Genomic DNA, 19,289 nt, shown 5'->3' on the forward strand with positions numbered 1-19,289 from the left:
TTGTGCCTTACTTTTGCTGCTACTGCATAGATAACTGAGGTCGCAACAAGTGAGCCAATTATGCTGTATGTAAAGCCTGTCGGAGAAGAGACTCCTGCATTAGATACTAGCGCGATCTGCAGGAATACCCTCCAGAACACAGCTGCTACCAATGCTATCCAATATTCTCGCGCGACGATTCCAGCAATTAGGTAGCCCGCAAGAGAAATCGGATCTACCATTGACACTAATATCCCTATGATTGCGTGAAGCATCCCTATCCTTAAAGACTAAGTTTAACTATTGATCGGTGCTGCCAGGCTCTCGCAGGGGCCCTGGCAACAAGGAAAAGAAGGCCCATCCAGTCGCAATACTAATCCCTGTTCTCGCCGTATTTTTCCTTCAGGTGCTCCCTGGCTTTCTCCATAGCCTCTGGGCTTGTCTCGCTTAGAGCCTCCATGAATTCACCAATGCTTTGGAGAATTTGCTGCCCTTTCTTGTGAGCTCTGGTCGAGGCCTCAAGTTCTTCGATAGAGACGGCCGCTTTTGAAAAGCTCTCCTCCAGGCGATGGACGATTTCGGCGTTCATGGAGCGGCCATTCGCATCAGCCAGCTCCTTGATGCGCGCGCGCATTCCCTCGGGAAGCCTGAGCATGAACTTGTCTTGTTTGTCGCTTGGGTATTGCTGCTTATCACTCATGCTCGAAGGATAGCAGCGAGTTGACACTTTTTTCTATGATGTCGAGTTGACATGTTTTGAAATGAGTAGCTATTATGGTGGTGTCGAGTCGCTACTATGGAGGTAAAGAGTAATGAGACAAAAACAAATCCCGCCCTTTGGGGTTCGAATGCAGCCTGACTTGAAACGGAAGGTTGAGGAGTCGGCGCACCGCAATGGCCGCTCCATGAACTCAGAAATCGTTTACCAGCTGACCAAGTTGTATTTTCCAGAGCGCTTCAAAGAAGGAGAAGCTGCATGAGCAACCTAGTTCCGTTTGACTTTAAGGGGGTGCAGATCCGGGCATTCGAAATGAATGGGGAGGCCTGGTTTGTGGCGAAAGATGTGGCTGAGTCTCTGGGTTACGCGAATCCGAGCCGAAGCGTTAAGGATCACTGCAAAGCCGCGCAAGTCCTTAAAAGTACTGATACGGTAGTTTTAGATATCCCTCCTCGTGGACTGCAAATAATTCCAGAGCGAGATATTTACCGCTTGGTGATGAAATCCCAGCTGCCTGCCGCAGAAGAGTTCGAGGAATGGGTGGTGGGTAAGGTACTGCCCTCTATCCGTAAGCACGGCGGTTACATTGTCAATCAGGAAAAGCTTACCCCTGAAGAGATTATGGCCAATGGCCTAAAGGCAGCGGAAAGCATTATTGCTGAGAAGCAGGCTGTGATTGACCAGCAAACTGCGAAGCTGGAGGAAACGGCTCCAAAGGCTGAGTTCCACGATAAGGTGGCGGCGGCCCCTGATGCACTGAGCGTAGCTAAGGCCGCGAAGATACTGGGCACAGGTAGAAATCGCTTACTGGCTCGTTTGCGGCAGATCGGCTGGGTGACTCGGAAGAATGAACCTTACCAGGCGAAGATTGAAGCTGGTTACCTAGATGTGAAACTTGGTGATTGGGAGCACCCGGATCATGGCATCCAGCAGTCGGTTACAACCTTGATTACAGGGAAGGGCCTGACTCGACTGCAGAAAGAGCTGGGAGGACTGGCGTGACTAGAGAGTACCCGCCCTTGAGACTGCGCGTTGAGCGTGACCTGAAGATTAGGATTACAGAAGCTGCATATTCTAATGGTCGCTCGGTAAGCGCAGAGGTCGCTTCCAGGCTGGAGTCTACGTTCTTGAGGGATACCACTATAGGGGAGATCAACCGCAAGCTTGATCTGCTGCTGGAGATCAACGGTGAAGCGAAGCCAGAATCCCCTTAGAGATTGAACACATTTTATCGGATCCTTTTGGAACGGAAGGCGGTAGAGTTAGGCGGGACTTAGGGAGTTGCAGCTCTCTAAGCCCCAGTATCAGCAAACTTTGGAAAGGAAACTGACGATGGAAACTATAGCACAACACGATTTGTGTACAGTACTACACGACCCGTGTAATTCGTTGCCATTTGTGAAAGAAATCACAGGCAGGCGCCGCAACTGGGTTGTCGAGGAGACGGGGGATTATGAGCGCGATTTTGAGACAGGTCGGCGCTTTGCTCGACGCTTGGTGAGCGCAATCCGAAATCGATCTGTGTCACCGTTCTTTCTGAGCTACGTGATTCAGGACATGCCGGCAGAGAAGGGAGCGATCGAACAGGCTTTTATCTCTGAGATAGGGTGCGTGCTGGTAGCGTAGCAGGCTCTAAAACATACACTTTTTCAAAGTATACGCGCGAATACTTGGTGCAAGTGTGCGTTTTAGGGATCAGCAAAGGCGAGCGATATGTTCGTCTTTTTAATGGTGAGGCGAATGCGACAGTGATGCGAATTCCCGTCACCTTTGATACCTTAACAGCTACATTGGCCATAGCTGCCAACGCCCACAGAACACCCTGAAGAACCCGCTCCGGCGGGTTTTTTATTGCCCGAAATTTCCCTTTATCCATTTCATGAGGCTTACCCCATGACCGTACCGAGCACCGTTTCGGTGGCGGGGCCGTTTGCTGGAAACGGCTCAACCACCGTCTTTCCGTTCACATTTAAAATCCTACAGGACTCTGATCTTGAAGTGGTGCATACCAATGCCGCTGGCGCCGAAACTGTCCTGACCTTGGCAACCCATTACACCGTTACCGGTGCCGGCAGCGAGAGCGGCGGATCGGTGGCCTACCCAGCATCGGGCAGCCCGCTACCCGTCGGTGAAAAGCTAACCCTGCGCCGTGTAGTGCAGCCTATTCAAGAAACCGACCTTACCAACCAAGGGCGCTATGCGCCGGATGTTGTAGAGCGGGAGCTAGATAAGCTTGCAATGGCAATCCAGCAGGTAAGTGAGGAGGCTAAGCGCTCTGTAAAGGTTAAGGTCTCCGACGACCAAAACACGCCCGATCAGTTGCGGGATGATTTCTTTGCAGCCCGAGATCAGGCCAAGAGCAGCAAGGAGGCTGCTGAAACCGCCAAGCAAACAGCAGAAGCGGCGAGAGATGCGGCGCTGACCGCGGCTTATCGAACTTACAAATCCGTCCAGCAAATGATTGATGCGGTAGCCGGGCAGGAGTTTGCGTTCCTCGACGGTATTAAGCTGGTCTGGGAGGGTTACTATGCCCCGGGTGACGGTGGCAATAACTATGGTTATTTGAAAGATGCCGGCAGTCCGGGCGGTCGACCAGCAGAGAACAAAGGGTCTATCTTCTACCTGCCTGGTGATACCAGTCATTATATTGAGGCTGCCACTCAGAAGGGGCTAGCAATCCTTGAGCAATGGGGTGGCGGGGCTGGCGCTACTGCTGCTCAAAACAAGTCTGCGATTATTGCCATTCATGACTACGCGCCTGCAGAAGGGCTGGGCTTGCAAGTATCGGGGCTTTTCGAATGCGAGGCGGGTATTGTATTCGAAAAGCCAATTGTGCTTTTCGGGGCAGGGCGTGCCTCGACTCACATCATAAAGTCTACCGTTGGCACTTTCTTCACGTTTGCGGCTGGAGCTGCTTTTGGCGGCCTGCGGAATATCAAATTGTCACGTAAGGCCGGAGTGCCTGATGGCATCGGAGCGCATGGCATAGTTGTAAGTGCAGGGCGTTTTGACTCTTACACGCTCCAGTGCGATGACTTCGGTGGCCACGGCCTACTCCTTCAAGACGCGAATGCTTCCATCGTGAATGGATTTGTTGGCATTAATAATGGGTTGGACGGCCTAGCTATTGAGGGTGAAGGGGCAGCCACAGATGCCAATGCTATCTTGTTGCTGAACCTAGATCTCAGAGTTAACGATCGACACGGCCTGTCATTAGTGAACTGCTTCTCGAACACTGGTTATAACGTCGTGTGCCAAGGCAACGGAAAGCGCGGCGTCTATATCAACGGCGACCGTAACTACCTAGACGGCGTGTACACAGAAGCGAACGAAGAAGGCGCGCTTGAGTTTGGTGGATCGTCAAACAACAACGATGTGATTTTTGCAAACAAGTCAGAGACATCAGGGGCTGATGGTTCCGGAGTGCTCGATAATACCAATGCCGGGGGGAACTCGTGGTATGCCCTTGGTAGCCGGACACTGGGGCGCCGGATTTTTCCGCGAGTTGATATGAATGAAGCGCGAATCGGTGAACCGGGTGGCGGATCGCCTGGATACCTAAGGCTATATGATAGCGGCTCCGTGTATCGCGTAGCGCTAGGGGGGACCGACTCAAATCAGGTATTGCAGTTTCTGTCCGAAGGGCCAGGCAAGCTGTCATGCTACTTCGAAGAGATCCAGGTTAATACGGCAGTTTTATCGTTGCTAAATGGCTGGGCAAACGCCGGAGGAAGTTACGGAGCCGCCAAGGCGCACAAAAGCCCTACCGGGGTCATCGAGCTATCTGGGGTTATCGGTTCTGGCACTACTGTTGCTGACACTAATATTGCAGTTCTGCCCGATGAATACAGGCCTCAGGTGATTCGGCGGATTTCCACGACTGATGATGGTGGGCGCGTTGTGCTGAACGTACTGCCGACCGGCGAACTACGATTGGCGTCTGGGGCAAATATGAATGTTGTCTTGGATGGCCTATCTTTCCGCCAATAAACAATGAGGGCCGCAATAAAGGGGCGCTCGCGTGGAAATGCGCCTGCTTGCGGTCCTGAAGGCCTTGGATGTGCAAGCGCCTGCCGTATCTATGTAGGTAGGCACTGCACTGTCTTGCTGGTACTATTCAGCACGCTTTGGGTACCCAGCTAGTACATGGCATTTCACTGCTAAAGGTGGTTGCAAATACTAAACCGGGTAATAAGTCGGGTAACTTAAAGTGCCTGCTTCAGTAATTTCTATATAAATCAGCGGTTTAAGTACTTTATGATGTTAATGATCGATAACTACGATTCCTTCACCTATAACATCGTGCAGTATTTCGGTGAATTGGGGGCGGATGTCCGGGTTTATCGTAATGATGAGATTACGCTGGAGCAGATCGAGGCGCTGGCTCCGGATCAGCTGGTGATCTCGCCGGGCCCCTGTACGCCGAATGAGGCGGGGGTATCGGTGGCGGCAATCGAGCATTTTGCTGGCAAGCTGCCGATTCTGGGGATCTGCCTGGGGCATCAGAGCATCGCTCAGGCGTTTGGTGGTAAGGTGGTGCGGGCCAAGCAGGTGATGCACGGTAAGACCTCGCCGGTGATCCACCGCGATGGCGGTCTCTTCAATGGCCTGAAAATGCCGCTGGAGGTGACGCGTTACCACTCGCTGGTGATCGACCAGACAACGTTGCCAGAGTGTCTGGAAATGACCGCCTGGACGGAAAACCCTGATGGTTCGATCGATGAGATCATGGGTGTGCGCCATAAGACCCTGGATATCGAGGGCGTGCAGTTTCACCCCGAATCGATCCTGACCGAGCAGGGCCACGAACTGCTGGCCAATTTCCTGAAACGAACAAAATAGAACAATTTTTAAGAGGCATAGCGCAGCGTTATGGATATCAAACAGGCAATGGCCACGGTGGTTGAAGGCCGTAATCTGAGTCAGGATGAGATGCAGGCGGTGATGCGTCAGATTATGACCGGACAGTGCTCTGATGCGCAGATCGGTGGTTTTCTGGTGGCGCTGCGGATGAAGGGCGAGACTGTAGCGGAAATCACGGCCGCCGCCAGTGTGATGCGCGAGCTGGCATTGCCTGTGAAGGTTCAGGCAGAAAATGCTGTGGATATCGTCGGTACCGGCGGTGACGGCGCTAACCTGTTTAATGTCTCCAGTGCTTCCTCTTTTGTCGTGGCGGCCGCAGGTGGTCATGTCGCCAAACACGGCAACCGTTCGGTCTCCTCCAGCTCCGGTTCTGCCGACCTGCTGGAAACCGCCGGTATCGAGCTGGCACTGAATCCGGAACAAATCGGCCGTTGCATCGATGAAGTCGGTGTCGGCTTTATGTTCGCACCACAACACCATAGCGCGATGAAATATGCCATTGGCCCGCGTAAGGAACTGGCACTGCGTACCATCTTCAACGTGCTCGGCCCGCTGACCAACCCGGCTTCTGCCAAGCACTACGCACTGGGCGTTTTTGATGGTGCTTTATGTCGCCCGCTGGCCGAAGCGTTGAAAGAGCTGGGTGCTAAGCATGTGCTGGTGCTACATGCCGAAAACGGTCTCGATGAGATCAGCCTGGAGGGCAAGACTCAGGTCGCTGAGCTGAAAGATGGCGAGATCACTGAATACACTATTACTGCTGCCGACGCTGGCTTGCAAGAGCAGAGCCTGGATGGCCTGCAGGTAGACGGCTCCAATGAGAGCCTGGCGCTGATCAACAAGGCCTTTGCCGGTGAAGATGCCAAGGCGATCGATATGATCGCGCTGAATGCCGGTGCAGCGATCTACGCCGCCGATATGGCTGATAGCCTGAAAGCAGGCGTCGCTAAGGCCAAAGAAACTATTATGAGCGGCGCCGCTGCCGCCAAGATGGCTGAGCTGGCCCAGTTCAGCCAGGCGTTTAAGGATTAATCTGATGAACGATACCCCGACAATCCTGAAAAAGATTATCGCCCGTAAACACGAAGAAGTTGCCGAGCGCTCTGCTAAGGTCTCCATCGACGACCTGAAAGCGCAGATCGAAGCGCAGAAGGGTGGCGACACAGATCCACGTGGCTTTGTTGCCAGCATGGAACGTGCCCTGAGCGAAGGCCGCTCAGCCGTGATTGCCGAAGCCAAGAAAGCCAGCCCATCCAAGGGCCTGCTGCGTGATCCTTTTGTACCGGCCGAGATTGCCGCATCCTATGAGCAGGGCGGGGCCAGCTGTCTCTCTGTGCTGACCGATGCTGACTACTTTCAGGGCAGTGAGGAATACCTGCAACAGGCGCGTGCCGCCTGTGCCCTGCCGGTGATCCGTAAGGACTTTATTGTCGATCCTTATCAGGTCTATGAAGCCCGTGCTATCGGCGCCGACTGCATCCTGCTGATCGTTGCCGCACTGGAAGACCAGCAGATGGCGGAGCTGAACAACCTGGCCCAGGAGCTGGGTATGGATGTGCTGATCGAAGTACACGGCAAAGAGGAGCTGGAGCGGATGCTGCCACTGGGTAATCGCCTGGTGGGTATCAATAACCGCAACCTGCACACCTTTGAAGTGACGCTGGAAAACACCTACGAGCTGCTGGATATGATCCCTGAAGATCGTATCGTGGTCACCGAGAGTGGTATTCACTCCAGCGATGATGTCGCGGCGATGCGTCAGCACAACGTTAACAGCTTTCTGGTGGGCGAGGCCTTTATGCGCGCCGAAGAACCAGGTAGCAAACTGAAAGAATTGTTTAAGTAAGGAACCCTCACGATGGGTATGAATGTTTCTGTAAAGTGGGAAGAAGAGAAAGCGTTCAAAGGCACTACCGGTTCCGGTTTCGACATCATAATCGACGGCGAACAGAAGCGCGGTGCCCGTCCACTGGAACTGATGCTGCTCGGACTGGGTGGCTGCACCAGCTATGACGTGGTAGGTATCCTGAAAAAAACCCGCCAGGATGTAGTCGATTGTGTCTGCGAAATCGATGCTGAGCGCGCCGATGCAGTGCCATCGGTGTTCACTAAGATCCATGTGAAGTTTATTGTCAGCGGCCGTAACCTGAAAGAAGCGCATGTTAAGAAGGCGGTTGCTTTGTCGGCAGAACAATACTGTTCAGCATCCCTGATGCTGGAGAAGGGCGGTGTTGAGATCAGCCACAGCTACGAGATCGTCGAAGTCGAGTAAGTGGTGACAGCTTGAAAATCGGGCCGACCTGACAGGGTCGGCTTTTTTATGTCTGTCGTTCAGCATCCGGATATTCGATTTATGTTCAGGCTTGTGGCATTACACTGCCGGAAACACCTTAAGCCGAAGATTATGGATATCGTAAAACTATCAACTGCTGCCGCGCTGTTATTCCTCGGAGGCTGTGCCAGTCTGTCGGAGGAACAATGTAACACCGGTGACTGGTATGGCATTGGCTTTAGCGACGGCGCCAGCGGTCGAAACCTCTCCCGGCTGGAGCAGCATCAGGAGTCCTGTGCCGATTATGGCGTGGCACCACAGCTGGATCTCTATCAAAAGGGGCGTGGTCAGGGACTGCTGCAGTACTGTACGGCAGCGAATGGTTACCGGGTTGGCAGTATCGGCAACGGTTATGAGGGCGTATGCGATGGCTATGGCGAACGCGACTTTCTGCGCGGGTACCAGGCCGGAGGTGCTGTCTACCAGCAGAAACAACAGGTTCGCCGGGTCAGGAACAGTATGCGGCGGGTCAGCCAGCAGATCGATGAACTGGCGGCGGAGGAGGAAACGCTGCGCAGCCAGCTGGTGTCCGAAGGCCTGAAGCGTAAACAGCGTCAGCGCTTGCTGGATCAGCTGGATGAACTGGACTGGCGCCACAATGAATTGCTGCGTGAGCATGATGCACTGCATATACAACTGGCACCGGAACAGCGCTATCTGCAGGAGCTGAAAAACAGTGCCTGGTGAACATCGTATCCCGCTTGAGGTCATACAGATAAATCCACAACCCGCAGGATATTCCAATGCGAGTCCTGATCGTTCTGCTTCTGTCAGGGATGATCGGTTGCGCAACTCTTAACAAGGAAACCTGTTTAAGCGAAGACTGGTACCAGGTCGGCTTTGCCGATGGCCGCAATGGCTTTCTGACCGAGCGGATCATCAAGCATGATGAAGCCTGCGCCAAATATGATATCTCTCCGGATGAACCCAGCTACCTGCAGGGACATACGGCCGGACTAACAGAGTACTGTACACCGGAGGGCGGCTACCGTGCCGGCAGCCTGGGGTATCGCTATAACAATCTCTGTGCAGGCGAGGGTGAGGCTGAGTTTCTGAAATCCTACCGCCGCGGCTATAGCGCTTATCGCTATGAACGTTGTCTGGTCTTGCAGCATCACCATTACTTTGCATCCTATGGTTACGGATATCACCACCGTTACCATGCCTACTACTGGCCTGCCTACAGCTGTCGTTACTATGACTACTGACATTGATTCCGGTGCAGGAATACGCCGCTTGCGCCGGGATACGGCCGTTCAGTCCAGTGTTGCATAATCGATGTACAGTGCGTAGAATTACGCGTCCTTTGATGTAGCTGCATGAGCAGTACATCAAGTTTCACAAACCTCCTTGCTTCTGAGTGCCACGCAAACAGGTGCTTGAGAGGCTGTTTACCCGAAAGGAGCAACAATGCGTCATTACGAAATCGTATTCCTGGTTCACCCGAACCAGAGCGAGCAGGTTCCTGCGATGGTTGAGCGTTACACCAGCCTGATCGAAGGTGCTAACGGTCAGATCCACCGTCTGGAAGACTGGGGCCGCCGTCAGCTGGCTTACCCAATCGTTAATGCTCATAAAGCACACTACGTGCTGATGAACATCGAGTGCGGCCAGGAAACCCTGGACGAACTGGAAAGCATTTTCCGTTACAACGATGCTGTTCTGCGTAACATGGTTATCCGTCGCAAAGCTGCGGTAACTGAAGACTCTCCAATCAAAGCTGCTGAAGCACGTGAAGAGCGTAAAGCTCCTCGCCGTGAAGAGAAGCCTGAAGCTAAGCCGGAAACTCCTGCTGCCGCTGAAGAAACTTCTGCCGACGCTGCTGCTGAGTAATCAGCTTAATCTGAATTAATTTAGGAGAGATCAAATGGCTCGTTTTTTCCGTCGCCGCAAGTTCTGCCGTTTCACAGCTGAAGGCGTTCAAGAGATCGATTACAAAGATCTGGACACCCTGAAAAGCTACATCACTGAAACTGGCAAAATCGTACCTAGCCGTATCACAGGTACTAAAGCGCGTTATCAGCGTCAGCTGGCTACCGCAATCAAGCGTGCCCGCTTCATTGCGCTGCTGCCATACACTGACAGCCACGAATAAGCTGTCATAGCTGCTATGCGTGCCCTGGCTGAATACATCACGAAAGGCCGCACGCAGGTGCTAATCGTGGCGGTAATAACCGCCATGCTGCCATTACTCTACTGGGTAAGTGCAGCAGCAGTTGGTCTGATCACACTGCGGCGTGGTCTGACTGACGGTCTGGGTATCCTGGCCTGGGTTTTACTACCCGCCGGCGCCTGGATAGTCGCCGGAGATCCGACGCCGCTGAGCGTGATTGCAGGAACCTTTATTCTTGCAGCCGTATTGCGGCAGAGCGTTTCCTGGGTGCAGACCTTAGGGGCTGCCATGATCGTTGGTTTGTTCACCAGCCTGTTGCTTGATGCAATGCTGGGTGACCTACTAAACCAGGTGATCAGTATGGTCCAGGAGATGTTTCGCCAGTCGGTCGAAGGCCAGGTTCAGCTCGACAGTGAAGGCTTACGCCTGTTGTTGTTGGGCGGATTCGGAGCGGTCCATACAGCGATGATGTTGTCCAGTCTGGTACTGGCGCGCTGGTGGCAGGCCCTTATCTACAACCCGGGTGGGTTCAGGGGTGAATTTCACGCCCTGCGCATTCCGCCACTGATGAGCGGCATTATTCTGCTGATCATCGTGGCCGGTCCTCATCTGGGTTTAGAGAGCGCTCGCTGGCTCCCGATGCTGTTGTTGCCCTGGATTATGGCAGGGGTGGCACTGCTGCATGGCAGTGTTGCAAAACGCGATTTAGGCAGGTCCTGGTTGATTATGTTCTACATCTCAACCGTTGTGTTTGGGCCTTACGTGATTACGCTGCTGGTATTTGCTGCGTTTATCGACAGTTTTGTCGATATCAGACGCCGAATACCAGCCAGGAATTAACTGCAATCTGATTGCAGATAAAATAGAGGTTTACGAGATGGAAGTTATTCTGCTCGAGAAAGTTGGCAAACTGGGTGGTCTGGGCGACCAGGTATCTGTTAAGGCTGGTTTCGGTCGTAACTACCTGGTACCACAGGGCAAAGCAGTTCCTGCGACTAAAGACAACGTAGAAAAGTTCGAAGCACGTCGTGCTGAACTTGAAGCTGCTGCCGCTGAGAAGCTGGCTGCTGCTGAAGCACGTGCTGAAGCACTGAACGACAAAGAAGTGACTATCGTTGCTAAAGCCGGTGACGAAGGCAAACTGTTCGGTTCTATCGGTACTCGCGACATCGCTGACGCTATCACCGCCGCTGGCGCTGAAGTAGCTAAAGCAGAAGTTCGCCTGCCAGAAGGCGCGCTGCGCAACATCGGTGAGTTCGACATCGCCGTTCAGCTGCACAGCGAAGTAACTGCTATTGTTAAGCTGACAGTCGTCGCTGAATAATAGCGTTTACTGCTGTAGTATTTAAAAAGCACTGCGTAGATAATCTGCGCAGTGCTTTTTTCGTTTTAGGCTTCATTCGGTGATTCTCCATGGATTACACAGACCTCTCCCAAGCAGATATCGACAACATCAAAAAACCTCCGCATTCCATAGAGGCCGAACAATCGGTATTGGGTGGCCTGATGCTGGACAACAACGCCTGGGATACGGTGTCTGAGATCGTGACGGCAGAAAATTTCTACCGCCATGATCACCGGCTGATCTTCCGTAATATGGAAAAGCTGGTTCACGAACAGAAGCCGATCGATGTGGTTACGCTATCTGAAGAACTGGATCGTATCGGCGAGCTGGATAATGCCGGCGGCCTCGATTATCTGATCGACGTCGCGCGCAATACCCCCAGCGCCTCCAATATCCGAGCCTATTCAGAAATCGTCCGTGACCGCTTCCTGCTGCGCCAGATGATCTCGATCTCCAATGAGATCGCAGAGAGTGCCTTTATGCCGGAAGGCCGCAGCTCTGATGACCTTCTGAACGAAGCAGAGCGCAAGATTTTCCAGATCGCTGAGAACCGTAATACCGAAGGCGGTCCAGAGCCGATCAACCCGTTGTTGAAAAAAGCGGTCGATAAGATCGACTACCTGTTCAACAATGAAGAGGAACTGACCGGTGTGACCACCGGTTTTGATCACCTCGATGACCGTACTGCCGGTCTGCAACCCTCTGACCTGGTAATCGTGGCAGCGCGTCCGTCGATGGGTAAGACCACCTTCGCCATGAACCTGGTGGAAAACGCTCTGATGGCCTGTGACAAGCCGGTACTGGTATTCAGTCTTGAGATGCCTGCAGACCAGATCGTTACCCGTATGCTGGCCTCCCTGGGACGTATCGACCAGACCCGCGTTCGTACCGGTCAGTTGCAGGATGAGGACTGGCCCAAGCTGACCAACGCCGTCAATATGCTGCGCGATAAGAAACTGTTTATCGATGATCAGCCTGGTATCAGTCCGAACGATATGCGTGCCCGTGCCCGCCGTATTGTGCGCGAGCATGGTGAGATCGAAATGATCATGGTCGATTACCTGCAGCTAATGCAGATGAAAGGCGAGGGGATCGACAGCCGAACCCAGGAGATCTCCGAGATCTCGCGCTCTTTGAAAGCGCTGGCCAAGGAGCTGGAATGCCCGGTTGTGGCCCTGTCTCAGCTTAACCGTAGTCTGGAGCAGCGCCCCAACAAACGCCCGGTAAACTCCGACCTGCGTGAATCCGGCGCCATCGAGCAGGACGCCGACGTTATCATGTTTATCTACCGCGACGAGGTCTACAACGAAGACTCACCGGATAAAGGTGTCGCCGAGATCATTATCGGTAAGCAGCGTAACGGCCCGATCGGTACCTCCCGGCTGGCATTCGTCGGTAAGTTCTCCCGCTTCGAAAACCTGGCACCGGATGTCTATGCTCAGTATGCCGGTATGGACGACTAAGCCTGAGGGGCTCATCATAGGCAGAAAAAGAAGGCCGCTACCTATCAGATAGCGGCCTTCTTTTTTGGGCTATGCAGCGCTGCAGCTTAGCGCTTCTTGGCTGCTCCCTGGCGCGCCTTGAAGCGCGGATTACTTTTGCAGATCACGTATAGGCGCCCGCGGCGCTTAACCACCTGACAATCTGGGTGACGATTCTTGGCCGTTTTCAGAGAACTCAGAACCTGCATGCTGCCTCCTTAGGTTTTACGCTTTTGTTGTGCGGTTGCCGAAGCGCTTGTTGAACTGGGCGATACGGCCCTCGGACTTCGCCTGACGTTTCTCGCCGGTGTAGGTCGGATGAGAGGCGCTGGAGATATCCAGTGATACCAGCGGATAAGTGTTGCCGTCCTCCCAGACTACCGTCTGACTAGACTTACAGGTGGAGCGGATGCGGAAGTCCTTGCCGCAACTGGTGTCACGGAAAATAACGTAGTCGTAGTCTGGATGAGTGTTCTTTTTCATTGGGGAATCCCTGTAAATGTTACTTTGTAACAATAATAAATGATAGTTATTATCATTATCAAGTATGTTTGCATTGGTTGCTTTGATGACTTAAAGCGGTGGGGTTGCAGGAGGGGGTTAGAACGTTGCCGATAGTCACTTTCTTTCAAATCAAACCGGTATATTCAGATCAGTCCTGGACTGATGGGGCCTGAAGCTTCAAATATCAGAGTTGGCGGGGTTTTGGTGGCTTTGAGCAGTCTTTGCTAATGCTTCAGGCAATGGCTCTCCGTTATACTTGCGACAGATCGGCTCTATTTCTCAGCGAGCCCCAAAGGCTCTGCTTGCAACCACGGATTTTCCTATGGATATCATCGCTGCCCGCAATCTCTTGTCTGAGTTTCTGAAAGATCCGGCCCGGATGGAGGGCTGTTTTTCAGCGGACAAATTTGAAGGGGCTTTTGCGGCCCTGTTCTCATCCCCCGAATATATCGACGATATGGAGATCCTTATTCTCGCGTTGGAGGATGACAAGGTTGCGCTGGATGCGCTGCTGGATGAATCCAGTGACATCTTTGCTGCGGTGGATCTGGTATTGGAGACCCTGGGACTGCAGCTTGATAATGGCCAGTTGCGGTTACATGAACGCTATCCGATCGAGGCTTGTGGCGATAGCTTTAAGGCGTCGACTGAGTTGTGTGACTGGATCGAAGGTTATCTGACGGTCTTTACTATCACGATGTCCCACTGGGAAGCCGCTTGTGATGATATGGCTGAAGAGGCAGGGCTGGAAGAGGTTGCCGAGAAGCTGCGGGAGGATATCGATGGCGCTACCTCTTTGCTGGCTGCGATCCATACACCGGATTTAGCGTTCGACACGCCGGAGCAGGCGGCAGCGATGGCGGCGGATCTGCCGCAACTGTTACCGATGGTTTCCGATTCCCTCAACTATATACACAAGATGGGGACGATGCTTCAGGAGCAGGCATTGGAGCAGGATGAGGAAGCGCTTAGTGCGTTACCGGAGGCATTTGATACGGAGCCTTCGCTACCCGCTTCAGCAGTTCAGGTGGGGCGAAACGATCCTTGCCCCTGTGGTAGCGGCAAGAAGTATAAGAAGTGTTGCCTCAACTGAGAGGAACTCTAAGTCTAGATCTGAAAAGGCGAGGTCACTCAAACTGACCTCGCCTTTTATTGTACGGCAGCTTGGGCTGGGTTCAGACCAGCTCCACCACGCTGTTAAAGGCGATCACCACCCGGTCCTTGTCACCGAAATAGGGCAGGGCTGAGTGTTTCAGGTAGGAAGGAAAGATCACGATCTGGCCTTCGACCGGTTCAAAGTCCCAGAAACCCTGATTACTGAGATAGGCTGTACCCGGATCGGCGTAGTGCTCGGCATTGATGCGTGGGTCGTAAAAGCGGTTAACGCCGTTACGCGCACCCAGGTCGCATTCGCCCGGATCGAGGTAATAGATGCCGCACCATGAGCAGTTCGGGTGGGAGTGGATATCGTGATAGCCGCCGTTACGGGTAATGTGATACCAGGACTCGATAATATTGGCGTCGGCTTCGGCACCTTCCGGCCAGTAGGACTGGTTGACTTCGCTGGCGACGGCGGCGATCAGCTCTTCCAGCATGCGGCGCAGTTCCATAATGGCCGGATCAACGGCTTCCAAAAAGCACAGCTTGCTTTCAAACAGCTGGTGCTTGGCGCCAATGGCCACTTCACTGGCGATCGATTGCCCCTGCTGGCTGTGGTAGTTGTAGACGTATTCCAGCAGGCTTTCTTTCAGAAACTCATGATCGGGATTAGTGGTGACAAACAGCGGTGAGGACCAGGCGTCGATCGGCTCGATGATGGGTGTTTCCTGAGACATGAGGGTTCCTGCAGGCAGTGAGGTGAATGGATAGGTGCTGATTGTAATGGTTCAGGTTTGCCGCGCCTATTGATGGCTGACAGTGATTGCGGAGATTTAAACCGGCAGGCCGGGGGCGGGCCTGCCGTCAGGGATCGGGTCAGATGACCACGGTGTCCCGTTCCATCTTATTTTTGAACTCTTCCGGTATGGATTCTATCTTGCGCTGATCGTAGTCGAAGAAGACGATGCCGGTTTTGGCGTGGGCCACTTCGACCGCGGTCTGTTTGTTGGAGAGCAGGTAGTAGAAGTCGCAGCCGTATTTGTTAAAGTCTGCGACGGCTACATCAATCTGTATCTGGTCACCGTGGAAGCCTTCTGACTTGTAGACGATGACTGAATCGGTGAGTACCAGCCCGAGTCCTTCTACATTGAGTTCGCTGTAGTGATAGCGGTTGAGAAAGCGGATTCGCGCTTCGTGGATCATCGACAGCACCGCATCATTGCTGAGGTGGCCGCCATAGTTGATATCGCTGATGCGAACCGGAAGCTCGGTGCTGAAGGTATAGTGTTCCGGCATATCGAGTTTAATACGTGCCATAAGTCACTCCCTGTTACGATTAGCCTGAGGAATCATTCTAACAGCGAGATCAGAGAATGGGATGGTATCAGCGTCATATATTTCCCCGGTTGCTGGCGATGGCATCGAAAAAGATGGATGCCGAACGTGAGTCGTTGCTGAATGCTGCCAGAGGGACGGTATTGGAACTGGGGGCCGGTACCGGAGTCAACTTCGGTTTTTACGGCGCCGGCCTGCATCAGCTCTGGGCGCTGGAGCCGGATAAAACGCTTATCGGCTGGGCGCAGCAGGCGCTGGCCAGGTTGCCGGAAAATACCCGGCAGAAGGTGCAACTGGTGCAGGGCGATGGGCAGCAGCTGCCCTTTGCCAGCGAATACTTTGATCAGGTGGTCTGTTGCCTGGTGCTCTGCACGGTGCCAGACCCGCTGCGGGTGCTGCAGGAAGCGCGCCGGGTACTGAAGCCTGAGGGGGAGCTGCTGCTGTTTGAGCATGTCGAGGCCGAGCCGGGCAGCCGGCTGGCAGCCTGGCAGCGGCGTCTCAATCCGTTTTGGCACCGCTGTGCCGGAGGCTGCCAGTTAAACCGCCCGACACTGGAGCTGGTGCGTCGCGCCGGTTTTGATACTGCAAACGTGCGGAGCTACCGCCATCCTGAGTTCCCGGCACTGGTTTCACCTATCATCTTCGGTACTGCTCAGCCGCGGTAGGTCTTGATGGCGTCCACCATACCGGTCGTTAACTGGGACAGGTCGTCATCGTTCATCACATACGGCGGCATCACATACACCAGTTTGCCGAACGGGCGTACCCAGAGGCCGCGCTCGATAAACAGCGGCTGGATCTCGCTGTTCACTACAGGTTCTTTCATCTCGATCACCCCGATTGCCCCGAGACAACGAACTTCAGCCACGCTGTCCAGCTCACGGGCCGGTGCCAGTCCGGCTTTAAGGCCGGCTTCAATGCGCTGGACGTTGCTGCGCCAGTCGCTGTCGATCAGCAATTGCAGGCTGGTATTGGCCACTGCACAGGCCAGCGGATTGCCCATAAATGTCGGGCCGTGCATAAAGCAGCCAGCGCCACCCCGGGAGATGGTTTCACCTATCTCTGTGGTGGTCAGGGTGGCAGCCAGCGTCATATAACCGCCGGTGAGTGCTTTACCCAGGCAAAGGATATCGGGCACGATTCCGGCGTGATCACAGGCAAAGAGTTCACCGCTACGGCCAAAGCCGGTGGCGATCTCATCGGCGATCAGCAGGATATTGAAGCGGTCGCACAACTCCCGCGCCTGCCGCAGGTATTCCGGGGAGTAAAAGCGCATGCCGCCAGCGCCCTGGACGATCGGTTCCAGAATCAGTGCGGCTATCTCATCCTGATGCTGCTCCATCATGGCAGACAGTTCAGCGATATCTTCCGGATTCCAGCTATCGGCAAAACCGCACTGTGGCGCCGGTGCGAAAAAGTGCTTCGGCAGGATGCCAGTGAAGATCTCATGCATACCGTTGACCGGATCGCAGACTGACATGGCGCCAAAGGTGTCGCCGTGATAACCGTTACGGATAGTGATCAGTTTATGCTTGCTGGCCTGTCCACGGGCGTGCCAGTACTGGATCGCCATTTTCAGTGCAACTTCCACCGCCACCGAACCGGAATCTGCAATAAATACCTTCTGTAGTGGTGGCGCGGTCAGTTCGACCAGTTTGCGGCTCAGTTCAATCGCCGGCTCATGGGTCAGGCCACCGAACATTACATGGGACATCCTGTCGATCTGTTGATGGGCTGCATCGTTCAGCGCCGGATTGCCATAGCCGTGGATAACGGACCACCATGAAGCCATGCCGTCGATCAGCTCGCGGCCATCACTCAGGGTCAGGCGTACGCCGGAGGCTGATACCACGGGATACGCTGGCGGTGGATTGATCATGGATGAGTAGGGATGCCAGATATGTTGCTGGTCGAAGGCGATCTGTTCGGCGCTGATCTGTGACATGGAGAGTGGGTCCGTTTGGCAATAAAAAAGCAGCTCATCGGAGCTGCCTTGCATTGTGCCATATCAGGACGCCTGAGGGGATCAGTCGGGCTGGAACAGATCACCGCTGCGCACGGCTATAAAGGTCTTATACAGCAACAGCCCGATCACCAGCGTACAGACAATCAGGCTGAAATAGCTCAGCAAAAGTAATCCAATACTGCCTGTTTGTGCGTACACAGTCTGTGTGGCGATGCTGAATGCCGCCAGCGGAAAGGAGTACGCCCACCAGGAGAGGTAAAACCTAATCTTTGCAAAGCGCATAATCTGGCTACTTAGTAGCAGCACCAGAAACAGCGCTGCGTAGTAGAGGACTCTGGCAAAGCTATCCAGCTCTCCACCGTTCAGCTTCATATAGGAGATAAAGCCAACTGCCGGTGGTGCTATCAGGATGAACAGTGTCGGTAGCAGTTTTTCCGGCAGCGGTTCATGAAACAGAAAGCGATTGAAGATTAAGGTTTTCAGAACCAACCAGTAAACAAGGCCAATGGAAAAGAAGAACCAGCTGATTTCGGTAAAACCATGTTCTACCCCGGCGATGGGGACTATGACATTGCCGACCACGGGAATAAACCAGGCGGGTGTACTATGCTGGACTTGGAATTTCGGATGATGAATCCACTGTGTCATAACATGGATGGTAAAGCCAAGATGCAGTGCAGCTCCTGCCAGCCAGAGTATCAGGGATAAACTACGGCTTACTTCCAGCGTGGCCACACTGATTAACAGCATACCGATTGAGAATGCTGGGAAAAAACTTATTTTTATCGGGTGGTTAAACTCTTTCAGCACCATTTCAGGGAAGCGTTTTATCTTAAGCCCATAGCTGATGACCACGGTTAAAAACAGGCACACGGCCAGTATTAGAAGCAGTTGACTGATCTGTAGTGGCTGGCCCAGAACGTGGGACGCTTTTTGCCAGCTAAGGGTAAGACCTGCAGTACCCATAATCATGGCAAAGAATGCCACAGGCATATGTTGTAGCCGGGAGGCGGATGTAGCTGAAGCAGCATCCTGAGACATGGGGATCTCCAGTGATATTAGTGATTTCTAATATGCTATATCGCGAGGCAGTCCCGGGCAACAACTAATCGGTCAGGCTCGCTTAACACTTTGAAATGTAAGGGGCTGACAAAAAGATTAAAAAAATTTAAGGTTTGGGAAACTTTAAATTACAGCGGCAGTCACAGAAGCAGGAGCAACTGGCTGGCTCTGAAAAATTAATAACAAAACAATAATTTGTAACCACTACTACATTTGAGAAGAAGGTGATACACATGGCTAACAATACTATCAAACCTATCGTTGCTGCAGTTGGCGCTGCTTTCATTGCTGGTGTTGCGACGACGTCTGTTGCCAATGCGGCTGAGAACCCGTTTGCGGCCACTGACCTGAGTGCTGGTTATCAGGTTGCTGAAGCGAAAAAAGTAGAAGGTAAGTGCGGCGAAGGTAAGTGCGGCGGCGAAAAAACCAAAGCTGAAGGTAAGTGCGGCGAAGGTAAATGCGGCGGCGAAAAAACCAAAGCTGAAGGTAAGTG

General features: G+C 53.4%; 25 protein-coding genes. 18 read left to right on the forward strand and 7 right to left on the reverse strand.

Annotation, left to right across the window (positions count from 1 at the left end):
- Positions 1 to 352 precede the first annotated feature (352 nt).
- Positions 353 to 679, reverse strand: a complete 327-nt coding sequence (locus Q354_RS28905) for an Arc family DNA-binding protein (RefSeq protein WP_036230969.1) — start codon at positions 677 to 679, stop codon at positions 353 to 355.
- A 112-nt stretch (positions 680 to 791) separates the two neighbouring features.
- Between Q354_RS28905 and Q354_RS28050 the strand changes: the two genes are divergently transcribed.
- From Q354_RS28050 to dnaB, 15 genes are all read left to right on the forward strand, one after another.
- Positions 792 to 959 (forward strand): Arc family DNA-binding protein, encoded by a 168-nt coding sequence (locus Q354_RS28050; protein WP_084332699.1) that lies wholly within the window; start codon positions 792 to 794, stop codon positions 957 to 959.
- Positions 956 to 1,699, forward strand: a complete 744-nt coding sequence (locus tag Q354_RS27660; RefSeq protein WP_051560482.1) for a phage antirepressor KilAC domain-containing protein — start codon at positions 956 to 958, stop codon at positions 1,697 to 1,699. The genes Q354_RS28050 and Q354_RS27660 overlap by 4 nt, the downstream gene beginning before the upstream one ends.
- On the forward strand, positions 1,696 to 1,911 hold the full coding sequence (locus tag Q354_RS28485) for an Arc family DNA-binding protein (RefSeq protein WP_036230972.1): 216 nt from the start codon (positions 1,696 to 1,698) through the stop codon (positions 1,909 to 1,911). The genes Q354_RS27660 and Q354_RS28485 overlap by 4 nt, the downstream gene beginning before the upstream one ends.
- Before the next feature lie 679 nt (positions 1,912 to 2,590).
- Entirely contained in the window at positions 2,591 to 4,687 is a 2,097-nt protein-coding gene (locus tag Q354_RS0120645; protein ID WP_027859257.1) for a hypothetical protein, read from the forward strand.
- Positions 4,688 to 4,954: 267 nt separating this feature from the next.
- On the forward strand, positions 4,955 to 5,539 hold the full coding sequence (locus Q354_RS0120650; RefSeq protein ID WP_027859258.1) for an aminodeoxychorismate/anthranilate synthase component II: 585 nt from the start codon (positions 4,955 to 4,957) through the stop codon (positions 5,537 to 5,539).
- Between the two features lie 30 nt (positions 5,540 to 5,569).
- Positions 5,570 to 6,592, forward strand: coding sequence for an anthranilate phosphoribosyltransferase (gene trpD / locus Q354_RS0120655; protein ID WP_027859259.1), 1,023 nt, complete (start codon positions 5,570 to 5,572; stop codon positions 6,590 to 6,592).
- Positions 6,593 to 6,596: 4 nt separating this feature from the next.
- On the forward strand, positions 6,597 to 7,406 hold the full coding sequence (gene trpC, locus Q354_RS0120660; protein WP_027859260.1) for an indole-3-glycerol phosphate synthase TrpC: 810 nt from the start codon (positions 6,597 to 6,599) through the stop codon (positions 7,404 to 7,406).
- Positions 7,407 to 7,424: 18 nt separating this feature from the next.
- Positions 7,425 to 7,832 (forward strand): OsmC family protein, encoded by a 408-nt coding sequence (locus Q354_RS0120665; RefSeq protein WP_027859261.1) that lies wholly within the window; start codon positions 7,425 to 7,427, stop codon positions 7,830 to 7,832.
- A gap of 132 nt (positions 7,833 to 7,964) precedes the next feature.
- Positions 7,965 to 8,579, forward strand: a complete 615-nt coding sequence (locus Q354_RS27665; RefSeq protein WP_169828920.1) for a DUF2799 domain-containing protein — start codon at positions 7,965 to 7,967, stop codon at positions 8,577 to 8,579.
- Between the two features lie 56 nt (positions 8,580 to 8,635).
- On the forward strand, positions 8,636 to 9,100 hold the full coding sequence (locus Q354_RS26755) for a DUF2799 domain-containing protein (RefSeq protein ID WP_051560487.1): 465 nt from the start codon (positions 8,636 to 8,638) through the stop codon (positions 9,098 to 9,100).
- 202 nt (positions 9,101 to 9,302) lie between these two features.
- Positions 9,303 to 9,725 (forward strand): 30S ribosomal protein S6, encoded by a 423-nt coding sequence (gene rpsF, locus Q354_RS0120680; protein WP_027859262.1) that lies wholly within the window; start codon positions 9,303 to 9,305, stop codon positions 9,723 to 9,725.
- A gap of 34 nt (positions 9,726 to 9,759) precedes the next feature.
- Positions 9,760 to 9,987, forward strand: coding sequence for a 30S ribosomal protein S18 (gene rpsR / locus Q354_RS0120685; RefSeq protein ID WP_027859263.1), 228 nt, complete (start codon positions 9,760 to 9,762; stop codon positions 9,985 to 9,987).
- 66 nt (positions 9,988 to 10,053) lie between these two features.
- On the forward strand, positions 10,054 to 10,845 hold the full coding sequence (locus tag Q354_RS0120690; RefSeq protein ID WP_245601103.1) for a hypothetical protein: 792 nt from the start codon (positions 10,054 to 10,056) through the stop codon (positions 10,843 to 10,845).
- A 37-nt stretch (positions 10,846 to 10,882) separates the two neighbouring features.
- Positions 10,883 to 11,329: a 50S ribosomal protein L9 gene (gene rplI / locus Q354_RS0120695; RefSeq protein ID WP_027859265.1), complete on the forward strand. Its 447-nt coding sequence runs from the start codon at positions 10,883 to 10,885 to the stop codon at positions 11,327 to 11,329.
- Between the two features lie 89 nt (positions 11,330 to 11,418).
- On the forward strand, positions 11,419 to 12,813 hold the full coding sequence (gene dnaB, locus Q354_RS0120700) for a replicative DNA helicase (RefSeq protein WP_027859266.1): 1,395 nt from the start codon (positions 11,419 to 11,421) through the stop codon (positions 12,811 to 12,813).
- Positions 12,814 to 12,899: 86 nt separating this feature from the next.
- On the opposite strand, the gene ykgO is transcribed toward dnaB, so the two are convergent.
- Together ykgO and Q354_RS0120710 are read right to left on the reverse strand one after the other, a co-directional pair.
- Complete coding sequence (gene ykgO, locus Q354_RS0120705; RefSeq protein WP_027859267.1) at positions 12,900 to 13,040, reverse strand: type B 50S ribosomal protein L36; 141 nt, start codon at positions 13,038 to 13,040, stop codon at positions 12,900 to 12,902.
- 16 nt (positions 13,041 to 13,056) lie between these two features.
- Positions 13,057 to 13,314, reverse strand: coding sequence for a type B 50S ribosomal protein L31 (locus tag Q354_RS0120710; protein WP_027859268.1), 258 nt, complete (start codon positions 13,312 to 13,314; stop codon positions 13,057 to 13,059).
- Between the two features lie 343 nt (positions 13,315 to 13,657).
- Between Q354_RS0120710 and Q354_RS28785 the strand changes: the two genes are divergently transcribed.
- On the forward strand, positions 13,658 to 14,428 hold the full coding sequence (locus tag Q354_RS28785) for a YecA family protein (protein WP_027859269.1): 771 nt from the start codon (positions 13,658 to 13,660) through the stop codon (positions 14,426 to 14,428).
- A gap of 82 nt (positions 14,429 to 14,510) precedes the next feature.
- Here the strand turns inward: Q354_RS28785 and Q354_RS0120720 are convergent, their stop codons facing one another.
- Together Q354_RS0120720 and Q354_RS0120725 are read right to left on the reverse strand one after the other, a co-directional pair.
- Positions 14,511 to 15,170, reverse strand: coding sequence for a putative 2OG-Fe(II) oxygenase (locus tag Q354_RS0120720; protein ID WP_027859270.1), 660 nt, complete (start codon positions 15,168 to 15,170; stop codon positions 14,511 to 14,513).
- Between the two features lie 139 nt (positions 15,171 to 15,309).
- Positions 15,310 to 15,750: an acyl-CoA thioesterase gene (locus Q354_RS0120725; RefSeq protein ID WP_027859271.1), complete on the reverse strand. Its 441-nt coding sequence runs from the start codon at positions 15,748 to 15,750 to the stop codon at positions 15,310 to 15,312.
- Positions 15,751 to 15,806: 56 nt separating this feature from the next.
- Between Q354_RS0120725 and Q354_RS0120730 the strand changes: the two genes are divergently transcribed.
- The gene (locus Q354_RS0120730) at positions 15,807 to 16,433 is read left to right on the forward strand and encodes a class I SAM-dependent methyltransferase (RefSeq protein ID WP_027859272.1); all 627 of its coding nucleotides are present in this window, start codon (positions 15,807 to 15,809) and stop codon (positions 16,431 to 16,433) included.
- Here the strand turns inward: Q354_RS0120730 and bioA are convergent.
- Both bioA and Q354_RS0120740 read right to left on the reverse strand, forming a co-directional pair.
- On the reverse strand, positions 16,421 to 17,713 hold the full coding sequence (bioA, locus tag Q354_RS0120735; protein WP_211252308.1) for an adenosylmethionine--8-amino-7-oxononanoate transaminase: 1,293 nt from the start codon (positions 17,711 to 17,713) through the stop codon (positions 16,421 to 16,423). The two genes, Q354_RS0120730 and bioA, sit on opposite strands and share 13 nt — an antisense overlap.
- An 81-nt stretch (positions 17,714 to 17,794) precedes the next feature.
- Complete coding sequence (locus tag Q354_RS0120740; protein ID WP_027859274.1) at positions 17,795 to 18,775, reverse strand: SLAC1 anion channel family protein; 981 nt, start codon at positions 18,773 to 18,775, stop codon at positions 17,795 to 17,797.
- 254 nt (positions 18,776 to 19,029) lie between these two features.
- On the opposite strand from Q354_RS0120740, the gene Q354_RS28790 reads away from it, so the two are divergent.
- The coding region (locus Q354_RS28790; protein WP_036230983.1) for an HvfA family oxazolone/thioamide-modified RiPP metallophore at positions 19,030 to 19,289 on the forward strand (260 nt) is incomplete at its 3' end.

It is taken from the genome of Marinobacterium jannaschii DSM 6295, assembly GCF_000620085.1.
In the GTDB taxonomy this organism is placed as follows: Bacteria; Pseudomonadota; Gammaproteobacteria; order Pseudomonadales; family Balneatricaceae; genus Pontibacterium; species Pontibacterium jannaschii.

Excerpts from the sequence above, each read along its gene's own strand:
- bioA (WP_211252308.1), bottom strand. The coding sequence starts at position 17,713 with ATGTCACAGATCAGCGCCGAACAGATCGCCTTCGACCAGCAACATATC.
- Q354_RS0120740 (WP_027859274.1), bottom strand. The coding sequence starts at position 18,775 with ATGTCTCAGGATGCTGCTTCAGCTACATCCGCCTCCCGGCTACAACAT.
- Q354_RS28050 (WP_084332699.1), top strand. The coding sequence starts at position 792 with ATGAGACAAAAACAAATCCCGCCCTTTGGGGTTCGAATGCAGCCTGAC.
- trpC (WP_027859260.1), top strand. The coding sequence starts at position 6,597 with ATGAACGATACCCCGACAATCCTGAAAAAGATTATCGCCCGTAAACAC.
- Q354_RS0120665 (WP_027859261.1), top strand. The coding sequence starts at position 7,425 with ATGAATGTTTCTGTAAAGTGGGAAGAAGAGAAAGCGTTCAAAGGCACT.
- Q354_RS28785 (WP_027859269.1), top strand. The coding sequence starts at position 13,658 with ATGGATATCATCGCTGCCCGCAATCTCTTGTCTGAGTTTCTGAAAGAT.
- trpD (WP_027859259.1), top strand. The coding sequence starts at position 5,570 with ATGGATATCAAACAGGCAATGGCCACGGTGGTTGAAGGCCGTAATCTG.
- ykgO (WP_027859267.1), bottom strand. The coding sequence starts at position 13,040 with ATGCAGGTTCTGAGTTCTCTGAAAACGGCCAAGAATCGTCACCCAGAT.
- Q354_RS0120650 (WP_027859258.1), top strand. The coding sequence starts at position 4,955 with ATGATGTTAATGATCGATAACTACGATTCCTTCACCTATAACATCGTG.
- Q354_RS28905 (WP_036230969.1), bottom strand. The coding sequence starts at position 679 with ATGAGTGATAAGCAGCAATACCCAAGCGACAAACAAGACAAGTTCATG.
- rpsF (WP_027859262.1), top strand. The coding sequence starts at position 9,303 with ATGCGTCATTACGAAATCGTATTCCTGGTTCACCCGAACCAGAGCGAG.
- rplI (WP_027859265.1), top strand. The coding sequence starts at position 10,883 with ATGGAAGTTATTCTGCTCGAGAAAGTTGGCAAACTGGGTGGTCTGGGC.
- Q354_RS0120720 (WP_027859270.1), bottom strand. The coding sequence starts at position 15,170 with ATGTCTCAGGAAACACCCATCATCGAGCCGATCGACGCCTGGTCCTCA.
- Q354_RS0120730 (WP_027859272.1), top strand. The coding sequence starts at position 15,807 with ATGGGATGGTATCAGCGTCATATATTTCCCCGGTTGCTGGCGATGGCA.
- Q354_RS0120645 (WP_027859257.1), top strand. The coding sequence starts at position 2,591 with ATGACCGTACCGAGCACCGTTTCGGTGGCGGGGCCGTTTGCTGGAAAC.
- Q354_RS26755 (WP_051560487.1), top strand. The coding sequence starts at position 8,636 with ATGCGAGTCCTGATCGTTCTGCTTCTGTCAGGGATGATCGGTTGCGCA.
- rpsR (WP_027859263.1), top strand. The coding sequence starts at position 9,760 with ATGGCTCGTTTTTTCCGTCGCCGCAAGTTCTGCCGTTTCACAGCTGAA.
- dnaB (WP_027859266.1), top strand. The coding sequence starts at position 11,419 with ATGGATTACACAGACCTCTCCCAAGCAGATATCGACAACATCAAAAAA.
- Q354_RS27665 (WP_169828920.1), top strand. The coding sequence starts at position 7,965 with ATGGATATCGTAAAACTATCAACTGCTGCCGCGCTGTTATTCCTCGGA.
- Q354_RS0120710 (WP_027859268.1), bottom strand. The coding sequence starts at position 13,314 with ATGAAAAAGAACACTCATCCAGACTACGACTACGTTATTTTCCGTGAC.
- Q354_RS0120725 (WP_027859271.1), bottom strand. The coding sequence starts at position 15,750 with ATGGCACGTATTAAACTCGATATGCCGGAACACTATACCTTCAGCACC.
- Q354_RS27660 (WP_051560482.1), top strand. The coding sequence starts at position 956 with ATGAGCAACCTAGTTCCGTTTGACTTTAAGGGGGTGCAGATCCGGGCA.